The 11,703-nt window shown below is 72.0% G+C and carries 9 protein-coding genes; 3 read left to right on the top strand and 6 right to left on the bottom strand.

What is annotated here, in order from left to right; translation table 11 throughout:
* Window positions 1-2: 2 nt before the first annotated feature.
* Genes AC1HFW_RS10475 through AC1HFW_RS10450 form a run of 6 tightly spaced genes read right to left on the bottom strand, consistent with a single transcriptional unit; the run spans window position 3 to window position 6,607 of the window.
* Window positions 3-647 carry a nucleotidyltransferase family protein gene (locus AC1HFW_RS10475; RefSeq protein WP_479283156.1) on the bottom strand — a complete coding sequence of 215 codons (645 nt, stop codon included), beginning with the start codon at window positions 645-647 and terminating at the stop codon, window positions 3-5.
* Between the two features lie 7 nt (window positions 648-654).
* Window positions 655-1,689, bottom strand: coding sequence for an XdhC family protein (locus AC1HFW_RS10470; protein WP_479283155.1), 1,035 nt, complete (start codon window positions 1,687-1,689; stop codon window positions 655-657).
* Complete coding sequence (locus tag AC1HFW_RS10465; protein ID WP_479283154.1) at window positions 1,682-3,985, bottom strand: xanthine dehydrogenase family protein molybdopterin-binding subunit; 2,304 nt, start codon at window positions 3,983-3,985, stop codon at window positions 1,682-1,684. The genes AC1HFW_RS10470 and AC1HFW_RS10465 overlap by 8 nt, the downstream gene beginning before the upstream one ends.
* Before the next feature lie 29 nt (window positions 3,986-4,014).
* Window positions 4,015-4,665, bottom strand: a complete 651-nt coding sequence (locus AC1HFW_RS10460; protein ID WP_061070948.1) for an N-carbamoylsarcosine amidohydrolase — start codon at window positions 4,663-4,665, stop codon at window positions 4,015-4,017.
* On the bottom strand, window positions 4,662-5,735 hold the full coding sequence (locus AC1HFW_RS10455) for a 2,5-dihydroxypyridine 5,6-dioxygenase NicX family protein (protein ID WP_061070949.1): 1,074 nt from the start codon (window positions 5,733-5,735) through the stop codon (window positions 4,662-4,664). The genes AC1HFW_RS10460 and AC1HFW_RS10455 overlap by 4 nt, the downstream gene beginning before the upstream one ends.
* Before the next feature lie 38 nt (window positions 5,736-5,773).
* Window positions 5,774-6,607, bottom strand: a complete 834-nt coding sequence (locus AC1HFW_RS10450; protein WP_241075311.1) for an alpha/beta fold hydrolase — start codon at window positions 6,605-6,607, stop codon at window positions 5,774-5,776.
* Window positions 6,608-6,921: 314 nt separating this feature from the next.
* Between AC1HFW_RS10450 and AC1HFW_RS10445 the strand changes: the two genes are divergently transcribed.
* From AC1HFW_RS10445 to AC1HFW_RS10435, 3 genes are read left to right on the top strand one after another with little or no spacing between them, the layout of a single operon-like run.
* Entirely contained in the window at window positions 6,922-8,079 is a 1,158-nt protein-coding gene (locus tag AC1HFW_RS10445; protein ID WP_104021466.1) for an FAD-dependent monooxygenase, read from the top strand.
* 44 nt (window positions 8,080-8,123) lie between these two features.
* On the top strand, window positions 8,124-8,660 hold the full coding sequence (locus AC1HFW_RS10440; RefSeq protein ID WP_479283152.1) for a (2Fe-2S)-binding protein: 537 nt from the start codon (window positions 8,124-8,126) through the stop codon (window positions 8,658-8,660).
* Window positions 8,657-11,545, top strand: coding sequence for a c-type cytochrome (locus AC1HFW_RS10435; RefSeq protein ID WP_479283150.1), 2,889 nt, complete (start codon window positions 8,657-8,659; stop codon window positions 11,543-11,545). Before AC1HFW_RS10440 ends, AC1HFW_RS10435 begins: the two co-directional genes overlap by 4 nt.
* Window positions 11,546-11,703 lie beyond the last annotated feature (158 nt).

Here is an 11,703-nt window from a genome sequence, read left to right as displayed (position 1 = left end):
CCTCAGCCCGCCTCGGGCGGCCAGTCGACGCGGGCCGGCGCCAGCGTTTGGCGCAATGCCCGCAGGTCGTCGGGCGTGTCCAGGTCGGTCACGTAGGCGCGGTTGCCGCTGTCGAACGTGGCGTGGCGGCCGCCCTGCGAGGCCAGCCATTGGCGCAGCCCGGCGCCGGGCGGCAGCAGGTTGGCCGAGCGCACCGCGGCGGCTGACAACAGCAATGGGTGGCCCGGCGCGCCGTCGACGCGCGGGCGCAGGCTGTCCGTGCCGGGCGCGCAGGCGCGCCATTGCGCCAGCAGGTCGGCGATGGCGCGGCTGTCCAGCAGCGGCAGGTCGGCCAGCACCAGCAACAGGTCATGCCCGGGATGGACGCGCGCGTGTTCGCGCAGCGCCAGGCGCTGGGAATCGGCCAGCGTGGCGTCCGGCCGCGCATGCGGCAGCGGCTCGATCGCGGCGCGTTGCGCCAGCGGCGCCAGGAGGCCGGCATACGGGCCGATGACGGCGCGGATGGGCGCGACGCCCGCGTCGCGCAAGCCCTGGGCCAGTCGCTCAAGCAGGCTCACGCCATCGATGCGCAGCGCCGGCTTGGCGCGTCCGCCCAGGCGCGATCCGTGCCCGGCGGCGAGGATGATGGCGGCGATGGCGGCGGGCATGGCGGAATCAGAGAGGGCAGGCGCTGGCCAGTTGGGCGCTGTCGCGCGGGATGCCGTCGCGCGCCTTGCCGGCGGCCACGCTTGCCAGCGCGTCGGGCGCCACGCCGTTCTTGGCGGCAACGATCTCGGCCATGATCGACAGGGCGATTTCGGCGGGCGTCTTGCTGCCGATGTAGACGCCGGCGGGGCCGCGCAGCCGCCGCAGGTCGGCGTCGGTCAGGTCGAAATGCTCGCGCAGCCGGGCGCGGCGCGTGTCGCTGTTGCGGCGCGATCCGATCGCGCCCACATAGAACGCCTGCGACTGCAGGGCGTCGATCAGCGCCAGGTCATCGAGCTTGGGATCGTGGCTGAGCGCGATGATGGCGGTGCGGCGGTCGGGTCGCAGGCGCAAGATCAGGTCGTCGGGCATCTCGCGGCTGTGGACCGCGCCCGGCATCGTCCAGGCCGGCGACTGGGTGTCGCGCGGATCGCAGACGATGACCTCGAAACCCAGCGTCAGCGCGATCTGGCACAGATAGCCGGTGGTGTCGCCCGCGCCGATCACGATCAGCCGCACCGACGGGCCGAAATGCGAGGTGAAGGTGGTGGCCGTCAGGCGCGGCAGGCCGTCGGCGGGGCCGGGCCGCAGGCTGACGGCGCCAGTGGCCAGGTCCAGCTCGCGCTCGATGCAATCGCGGCGCAGGCAGTGATCGCGCAACGCGGGCAGCTGGCTGGCGGGGCGGATGGCTTCCATCACCAGTTCCAGGGTGCCGCCGCAGGGCAGGCCGAACTGGCGCGCCTGGTCCGCGTGCACGCCGTAGCGCAGGACCTCGGGCCGCGTAGTCGACGCCGCGCCGGCGCGCACGCGGGCGACCAGATCGTCCTCGATGCAGCCGCCCGACACCGATCCGGCGACGTCGCCGTGGGCGTTCAGGGCCATCAGCGCGCCCGGCGGGCGCGGCGACGAGCCCCAGGTGCGCGCCACCGTGACGAGCCACGCGGGCACGCCGTCGCGCTGCCATTGCGCGGCCTGTTGCAGGACCAGGGTGTCGATATCAATCATGCGGATCTCGGGGACGGTCGGGGCGGGCGAGGACGGCGCGCACCACGTCGGGCGTGAAGGGCGCCTCGTAGAAGCGCCTGCCGGTGGCGTCGAACAGGGCGTTGGCGATGGCCGCGGGCCCGGGAATCGAGGCGGACTCGCCGGCGCCCATCGGCGGTTCGTCCTGGCGCGGCATCAGCAGCACGTCGATGGGCGGCAGGTCCTTGAAGCCGATGATGGGGTAGCCGCCCCATTCGCGGCTGGCGACGCCGGCCGCATCGAATCGCACGCGTTCGAGCAGGCAGCGGCTCAGGGTCTGGTTGATGTTGCCATGGATCTGGTGGCGCACGCCATCGGGGTTGACGATCATGCCGGTGTCCTGGCCCACGACCACGCGGGTGATGGCGATGCGGCCGCTGGCGGGGTCCACGCTCAGGTCGATGACCCAGGCCGCCCAGGCGGCGCCGAAGCCGGGGAACTTGCTGTGCACGTAGCGCGCGTAGGCCACGCCGCGTCCGCGCAGGCGGCCGTCGGCATCGGGCGCGCCGCGGCTGCCGGGCGGCCGTTCATGCCAGCCGGCGCGCGCAGCGGTCGCTTCCAGCAGCGCAATGGCGCGCGCATCGTCCAGGTGCCTGAGCCGGAACGCGACCGGATCGGCGCCAGCCGCTTCGGCCAGTTCGTCGACCATGCAGTCGTGGGCGAACGAGCTGGGCAGGGCCGAGACGCCGCGCAGCCACGAGGCGCGCACCAGCGGCGCGGTGTCGTGGCAGACGATGCGGCGGCTGGCATAGCGGTACGGCGGCACCGAGGTGCGGTCGCCCATCTCCAGCACGCGCGGCTCGCCGGACACGCCGCCGGTCAGCAGCAGCGCCAGCAGCGGCGCGTCGTTGGACGGGTAGCGCACCTCGAAGTCATAGGCCAGCAGGTTGCCGTCGGCATCCAGCGCCGCCGCCACGTCCATCAGCTGGCCGGTGCCCTTGGGTTCCCATTGGTGTTCCTGGTCGCGCATCAGCTGCACCCGCACCGGCGCGCCGACGGCGGCCGACAGCAGCGCGGCGTCGGCGCAGACGTCGTCGGCGCAGTTGCGCCCGTAGCAGCCGGCGGCCTCCATGCGGATGATGTCGATGCGGTCTTCGCCCAGCTTGAGCAGGCGGTCCAGGTCGGCGCGCAGCATGTGCGGATTCTGGGTGCCGGCCCAGACGGTGAGGCGGCCGTCGCGATGATCGGCCACCGCGCACGACGGCCCGATCGAGGCGTGCATCTGGTAGGGCCAGACGTAGGCGCGGCGCAAGTGTACGGGGGCGGCGGCACAGGCGGCCTCGACGTCGCCTTCCTCCAGCAGCAGGCGGCGGCGCGCGGGGTTGGCGCGGATGGCGCTGGCCAGGTCGTCGAGCACGGGCGCGGGCGGCACCGGCTTCCAGCGCACCTTGAGCGCGCGCATGGCGGCTTCGGCCTGTTCCTCGCGGTCGGCCACCACGCCGATGAAATCGCCTTGCACCACCACCTGGACCCGGCCCGGCAGGTGCGCGACGGAGTCAACGTCGACGTCGATCAGGCAGTGGCCGATGAAGTCGCCGGCGTCGCGGCCGGGGTGCGGCGGGCGCACCACGCGGCCATGGCGCATGCCGGGCACGCGCACGTCGTGCACGAAGCTCAGTTCGCCGGTGGCCTTGGCGGGAATGTCCACGCGCGCCACGGCGCGGCCCACCACGGTGTAGTCGCCCGGCGGCTTGAGCCGGACCTGGCTGTCGTCGCCGGCCAGGTCCAGCCGGGTGTGCTGGTCCCGCACCAATTGGCCGTAGTGCAGCGCGCGTTCGTCGGCCGTATCGGCCGGCCGCACGATGCCGTCGCGCAAGCGCAGCGTGTCGGGCGCCACGTTCCATTGCCGCGCGGCCCACGCCAGCAGTTGCTCGCGCGCCTGGGCCGCGGCGCGCCGCAAGGGCGCGGCCGAGATCTGGATGCTGGCGCTGGCGATGGTGGGGCCCTGGTTGGGGGTGGCATTGGTATGGCCCAGCACCATGTCGAGCCGCGCCATCGGCACGTGCAGTTCCTCGGCCACGATCTGCGCCAGCGCGGTGCGGATGCCGGTGCCGAGGTCAACGTGGCCGTTGAAGGCCAGCGCGCGCCAGCCGCCTGGCGCGGCGTCATCGGCCAGCACCGCCACGAAAATCTCGGGCGTGTCCTGGATGTAATCCGAGACCACGCCCGGCTGCCCGGGCGCCGGGCGCGGCGGCGCGGTCGGCGCGCGCACGACCAGCAGCGCGTCGGGGTGGGTCAGCAGCGCGTCGTGCTGCGCGCGGGGATGGGGCAGGTTCATGGGCGAAGGCGATCGGGGCCGATCAACGATTATGCCGCCAGCGCGCCGATGTCGGCCAGGGCCTGGTCCAGCGGCATGACGGCGGCGTATTTCTGCGCCATGTCGAACAGGTTGGCCTCGTGCGGCCCCAGCGCGCGGTCGCCGCAGCAGTCGGACACCACCAGCGGCCGGAAGCCGGCCTGCATGGCGTCGACCACGCTGGCGCGCACGCAGCCGCTGGTGACGCAGCCGGCCACCACCAGCGTCTGCACGCCACGTTGCGCCAGCCATGGCGCCAGCATGGTGCCGTAGAACGCCGACGGCGTGCTCTTGCGCACCACGTACTCGCCGGGCGCGGGCGCCAGCTGCGGCACGATGGCGCTGTTGTGGCTGTCTTCCTTGAGCGTCAGCATGCCCGGCACCTTCAGGCAGAAGATGTTGCTGTCGGCGTCGTCGTCCGAGAACACGATGCGGCTGTGCGCCACCGGCCAGCCCTGTTCGCGCGCGTGCGCCAGCAGCGAGCGGGTGCGTTCGATGGCCGGCGGGATGTTGCCGCCGCCGAACACGGCGGGGTCGGCGAAACCGTTGACGAAGTCGATGATCAGCAGGCCGAAGGGCGCCTTGAGCGGCAGCGGCGTGCCGAAGCCCTGGCGGGCGTAGGCCGAGATGTCGCCGGCGGGCGGGGTCGGGGTGGCGGTCATGCGAGCTCCTTGCGGCGGGCGGCGCGGGCCAGCCCGGGTTCGTCCTGCACCACGCCGTCGATGACGACGGCGCTTTCGTCGAGCATGACCGTGCAATGGCGCATCGGGATGTCGATGTGGCAGGCGGTGGTGCGTTGGCCGCCGGCCTCGTTGTTCGGACCCATGGACCACAGGAAGTTGCCCTCGAAGGCGCGCGCGTCCATGCCGATGTGGGTTTCCTTGCCGTAGTGGCCCAGCATCGACCAGTGGGCGCGCGGCTGCAGGCCCCAGCCGATGTGCGAGACGGCGTAGGCCTCGGGGTCTTCATAGGAGGCCATGTAGTCGCGCAGCACCTCGGCCTGCAGGCCGCCCTGGATGCGGGTGACGTAGCCGTGTTCGACGGTCAGGGTGATCGGGTCGGTCACGTAGTCCTTCATCGGCAGCAGGATATCGCCGCGGTCCAGCACCACCTGGCCGTTGCTGTGGCCCTCGTCCGGCCAGGTCAGCACGAAGCCGCTGGGCCAGTGGTCCCAGCGGCCGGGCTCGTCGACGAAGCCGTATTCGGAGATCGCCGGGAAACTGCCCAGGCGGCAGCGCAGATCGGTGCCCGCCTTGGAGGTAATGCGCATCTGGCGCGCCTGGGCAATGCGCGCGGCGGCGGCGCGCACGCGGGCGCGGTCGGCCTCGGTCGGCACCAGGCGGCAGAGGATCTCGGGCGGCTCGACCGCCAGCAGGATCTTGGTGCCGCCCTGCAGGATCTCGTGCTGCTCGGGCGAGAACAGCAGCGTCATCAGGTCCAGCACCAGGTCGCTGGCCTTGAGTGCGGCAATGGCCGCCGGGTTGCCGGTCAGCGGCGTGGTGCCCAGGTAGGCCAGCGAATCGCGGCTGAGGGACTTCTCGCCGTTGACCGGCGGCAGGTCCAGGCGGTTGACGCGCGCACCCATATCGCCGGCGGCGGCGATGGCGCAGCGCAGCGTCTGCGGATGGGTATCGGCGCCGGTGAGCACGGTCACGGTCTGGCCGGCTTCGAGGCGGGAAAGCGTGAGCACCTGTTTCCAGGCGCGGATCAGGTCGATGTCGCTGACGGGCATGGCGGACTCCTGTGGCGTAAGGGAAGGCGGACGGGCGTTCAGCCGCGCGGTTCGAGGAAGTCGCCAAGCGCTTCGTGGAAGCCCGCCTCGTTGTCCCACGGAATCATGTGGCCGGCGGCGGGCACGCGCCGGTGCAGCGTATCGGGCGCCAGGCCCTGCCATTCGGCGACGTCGTCGTCGCCGACCACGCCGCCGTTCTCGGCGGTCATGAGCAGCTGCGGCACGCGCACGCGCGGCAGGTCGGCGTGGATGTCGTCGCGGCCGAAGTCCTCGAAGCTGCGCACGATGGCGGGCTCGTGGCAGGTGTGCAGCCATTGCGCGCGCAGGCGCCGCTGTTCCTCGGTCCAGGTCGGGCAGAACGCGCGCATGGCCTCGGCGTCCATGCCGTGCGTGGCCTGGCGGATCGAATCGACGTACCAGGCCAGCTTGGCGGGGTAGGGGCGGCGGCCCGGGCCCGAGACGGGCGGGTCGACGATGACCAGCCGCGTCAGGCCGGCCGGCTGGCTGCGCGCCGCGCGCACCGCGATGCGGCCGCCCATGGAATGGCCCATCAGCGCATAGCGTTCCAGCCCCAGCGCCTCGGCCAGGGCCAGCACGTCGGCGGCCTGTGCGTCCAGGCCGTAGTCCAGCTCGGGATCGGCGCTCGACAGGCCGCGGCCGCGCACGTCCAGCACGTAGGTGTCGTAGCGCTGTCCCAGGCGTTCGGCCACGAAGCCCCAGGTCACGGCGGGGCTGGTGATGCCGGGGATCAGGATGAGCGCGTCGCGTTCGGCGCGCGCGCCCTCCGCGCCGCCGTAGCGCAGGTAGTGCTGGCGGATGCCGTTGGCGTGGACGTTGGCGCCGTACAGGAAGGTGCTGGATGGTTGGCTCATGCCGTGCTCCGGGTAAGTCGATGGCGGGACGGAATCCGGGCGGAGTCGCTTGGGCCACGCGCTGGGGAAATCACGCGCATGAGCTCGAAGCTTGGATCCGTCTTAGGGTTTTCGATAAATTAAAAAAACAGTGTAGACGCTCTATTCTTGCAAACAGCGAGGTGAATCGCAAAGCCGATGTTCATAGTGGTTTTTACCTATATGTGCATAAAAATGCACTGTTTTGGACGTCGTCGTGCTGTTTCGGATCCACGATGGTGCGAATTTCCATCTGGAAAAAATAGAGTGTATGCATAGAAAAGTAGGAGAGCCTCTTGTCTAAATCCCCCCGCATCGCCGTGATCGGCGCCGGCCTTGGTGGCGCGGCCACCGCATCGCTCCTGCTTCAGGAAGGCTTCGACGTGCGCGTCTACGAACAGGCGCCGAGTTTTTCGCGGCTGGGCGCCGGCATCCATGTCGGCCCCAACGTGATGAAGATCCTGCGCCGCATCGGCATCGAGGACGCCCTCAACGCGCAGGGTTCGCACCCCGATTACTGGTACAGCCGCCACGGCATGACCGGCGACGTGCTGGCGCAGATCCCGTTGGGCGACTACGCCGTCAAGACCTACGGCGCGTCGTACCTGACGGTGCACCGCGGCGACTTCCACGCCCTGCTGATCGAGGCGCTCCCCGAGCGCGTGATGGCGTATTCCAAGCACCTGGTCGGCGTCACCGACCGCGGCGCCGATGTCGAGATGCGCTTTGCCGATGGCAGCGTCGAGCATGCCGACATCGTGATCGGCGCCGACGGCGTCAATTCCCACATCCGCGACGAACTGCTGGGACCCGAGCCCCCCAAGTACGCCGGCTACCTGGCCCACCGCGCGGTGTTCCCCACGCCCGAGGTCAAGGCCGGCATGCTGCCGTTCGACGCCTGCGTGAAGTGGTGGACCGATGACCGCCACATGATGACGTACTTCGTCACCAGCAAGGCCGACGAGCTCTACTACGTGACCGGCGTGCCGGTCGAGCAGTGGGACCTGAACGACCGCTGGCTGCCCAGCAGCAAGGACGAGATGCGCGAGGCCTTCCAGGGCTGGCATCCCACGGTGCAGGCGCTGATCGACGCCACCGTCGAGGTGACCAAGTGGTCGCTGCTGGAACGCGACCCCTTGCCGCTGTGGAGCCGTGGCCGCCTGGTGCTGCTGGGCGATGCCTGCCACCCGATGAAGCCGCACATGGCGCAGGGCGCGGCCATGGCCATCGAGGACGGCGCGATGCTGGTGCGTTGCCTCAAGGAAGTCGGGGCGCATAATCACGAACTGGCTTTCGCGCTGTACGAGGCCAACCGCGCCGAGCGCGCCAGCAAGGTGCAGCGCATTTCGCACGACAACACCTGGCTGCGGACCAATGAAGATCCCGCCTGGTGTTTCGGCTACGACGTGTTCAGCGAGCCGCTGGTCGATCCGAAGGCCAAGGCGGCGGCCTGACGCGCCCGCCGTCCTTCATCCACCGGACCTTCGCCACGCACACCATGGGACATTCCGCCATCACCCCGCCCGCCGCCGAGCCGATCGGCCTGATGGTCAATGGCGCCGCCGTGTGCGTGGCGGCGCCGGCGGCAACGTCGCTGCTGCTGGTGCTGCGCAACGACCTCGCGCTGAACGGGCCGAAGTACGGCTGCGGCCTGGGCGAGTGCGGCGCCTGCACGGTGCTGATCGACGGAGTGGCGGCGCGTTCCTGTGTGATTCCGGTGAAGGCGGCGCAAGGGCGCGAGGTCACCACGCTCGAAGGCCTGGGGTCGCGCGAGCGGCCCGGGCCGACGCAACGCGCCTTCATCGAATGCCAGGCGGCCCAGTGCGGCTATTGCCTGAACGGCATGATCATGACGGTCGAGGCGCTGCTGCGCCGCGACCCGGCGCCGTCCGAGCAGGCGCTGCGCAGCGAGCTGCATCACAACCTGTGCCGCTGCGGCACCCACGTCGAGATCATGCAGGCGGCGCTGCGCGCGGTGCAATTGCGCGCGGACGCCACGGCGCGGCTGGGCGCACCCGAAGGGGCCGACGCATGAGCGCGTGGCTGCCCGAGGCCGCGGCGTTCGCCGTCGAGCCGCCGTCCGACCTGCTGCACGGGCTGGCCCTGCGTCCGCCCGCGGCCGGTTGGGATGGCACCCGCTATCGCGGCAGCGCGCTCGACAGCGTGCGCCTGGAGGAAGGGCGGGCCCAGACGGGCGTGGTGGCCGTGTTGCGGCGGGAACATTTCGTCGGCGTGGTGGCGGTGACGCCCCAGCATGCGCGGCAGGCGCTGGCCTGCATGGCGCCTGTGTGGCGCGGCGAAGGGCCGCCGCCGCGCGAGGAAGACCCCGAGGGTTCGGACGAGGATCGTGAATATCTATGGCGGCCGGCCGACACCGCGTCCGGCGCGCGCGTCGCGGCCTGGTGCCTGGATGGCCGCCTGACGCTGTGGCTGCCGCCGGATACGGGGGCGTCGCATGCCCTGGCGCGGCGCGAACTGGCGGCGTTGATGGACTGGCCCGAGCATGCGGTGCGCGTGGCCGCCTGGCCGCGGGGCGCGGCCGAGGCCGGGCAGCCCGCGCACGCGCTCGATCTGCTGGATGCGGCCGCCGATGCCGCGCTGTTGTCCGAGGCGGTGGGGCGGCCGGTGTGCGTGGCCTGCCGGCCGGCGACGGCGGCCACCCTGGCGTTGCGCGAGGCCGACCTGGCCGCGGGCCCGGCGCTGCGTTCGCGCCAGCCGTGGGCCGTGCGCCCCAGCCTGGCGCGCCTGCTGGCGCGGCCGGGCCGCGCGCAGGCCAGTGGCCAGGCCACGGTGCAGGGCGACAGCCCGGTGCTGGCGCCGGCGGCGTCGCATGCCCTGCTGCATGCGGGCGTCGATGAGTTGAATGCGGCCCAGGTGTTCGCCGGCGAAAGCCTGTGGCACGAACGGGCGCTGGCGGCCGGCGAGGATCCGGTGCGCTGGCGGCTGCGGCACCTGGCCGATGACCGTGGCCGTGAATTGGCGCGGCAGGTAGTGGACCAGGCGCAGGCGGCGATGTCGCAGGACGCGATGGCGGCCGGCGACGGCCTGCTGCGCGGCAGCGGTTTCGCCACCGCGCAGGTGCGCTGCGAGGCCGAGGACGGCTCGGCGCACATGGTCTGGAGCGCCTGGGTGGCCGATGTGGCGATCCAGCCCGCGACCGGACGGATCGAGGTGACGCGGGTGGTGGCCGGCCACGACAGCCAGGACCTGCGCGCCGCGCAGGGCGCGACCGCGCGCCTGGCCATCACGCGCCAGCAACCGGAGCGGCTGGCCGATGCCCGCCGCCTCATCACGGGACCCGCGGCGTTCGACGCGTGGCGCGGCGCCACGCCGGTGTCTTCGGCCACGGGCGCGGACGCGCTGACCGTCGCGCCGCCGGCGACGCCCGCGCCATTGCGGGAAGGGCGGCTCGACGTGGACGGCGTGCTGACACTGCCAGCCGCCGCCGCCATCGCCAACGCCATCCAGGATGCCACCGGCGTGCGCCTGCGGCAGGCGCCGTTCGACGCGGGCCAGCTGCGGCTGGCGCTGGCGGACCGGCGCGCGCCCGCCAAGGGCGCGTTGCGCCGCGGCTGGGGCTGGCTGGCGGCCGGCGCGGCCGGGCTGGCGACGCTGGCCACCGCGTTGTGGCCGCTGAAACCGGCGCTGCCGCTGACGGCCGGGCCCGACGCCTCTTTGTATTCGGCGCAGGCGATCGAGCGCGGCCGGCTGGTGGCCGCCGCCGGCGACTGCGTGGCCTGCCACACCGCGCCGGGCGGCGCCCGCAACGCCGGCGGGCTGGCGCTGGAGACGCCGTTCGGCATCATCTATTCGACCAACATCACGCCCGACGCGCAGACCGGCATCGGCCGCTGGTCGTACGCGGCCTTCGAACGCGCCATGCGCCAGGGCATCCACCAGGACGGACGCCAGCTCTATCCGGCGTTCCCTTACACGGCCTACGCCAAGCTCAGCGACGCCGACCTGCAGGCGCTGTACGGCTACCTGATGTCGCAGCCCGCCGTCGCCGCCACGCCGCCGCGCACCGAGCTGGGTTTTCCGTTCAACCTGCGGCCGCTGCTGGCCGGCTGGAACCTGCTGTTCCACGACCCCAAGCCGTTCGCGCCGGATCCGTCGCAGGACGTCGAGTGGAATCGCGGCGCCTACCTGGTCGAGGGCGTGGGCCATTGCGCCGCCTGCCATTCGCCGCGCAACCGCCTGGGCGCGGAGAAGGGCGGCCTGGACTACCTGGCCGGTGGTCAGGCCGAGGGCTGGAACGCCCCGGCCCTGAACCAGCTGGCCACGGGCGAGCGGGCCTGGTCGGGCGAGGAACTGTTCCAGTACCTGCGCACGGGCTATTCGCCGCGCCATGGCGTGGCGGCGGGCCCCATGGCGCCCGTGATTCATGGGCTGGCCGAACTGCCGGCCAGCGACCTGAAGGCCATCGTGACCTACCTGATGGCGGTGCCGGGGCAGGCGCCGGCACGCGCGACGGCCGCGGCCACGGCAAGCGCCGCCGCTACAGCCACAGCGGCCGCCACGACCGCGACCACCGCGACCGGCACCGCCGCGCCCGCCGCCGCCAGCGAAGCGATCACGCTGCGCCGCGCCAGCGGCGAACGCATCTATCAGAACGCCTGCGCCGTCTGCCATGAAGCCGGCAGCGGACCCACCCTGTTCGGGGTCAAGCCCCTGCTGGGCCAGAACACCAATCTGCATGCCGCATCGCCCGACAACCTGATCCAGGTGATCCTCAATGGCATCCAGGCGCCGGCCGACGACGCCCTGGGGTACATGCCGGGTTTCGGCAACAGCCTGGACGACAGGCAGATCGGCGATTTGATCGACTATTTGCGCGCGCGGTTCGCGCCGGAGGAAGAGGCTTGGCCAGTTGATACGACGACCATAGGCAGGCTGCGCCAGCACGCGCAGCCACAGTAAGGGGAAGACGGGGTGGCGGATCGGCCCATGGCGGGTCCGGCCGCGCCTCGCGACACAACATCGCGCGCATCGGTTTTCCATCGGCACCCGCCAGGCGCCGAGGGGCGTTGCTGCATCCCGCATCCGCGGGGGCGGCCACGTACCGAACCGGGGCCGAC

The organism is Achromobacter sp. ISS7, from assembly GCF_056523125.1.
The sequence above is the reverse complement of the archived record's forward strand: the minus strand, read 5'-3'. Positions and strand labels throughout refer to the sequence as shown.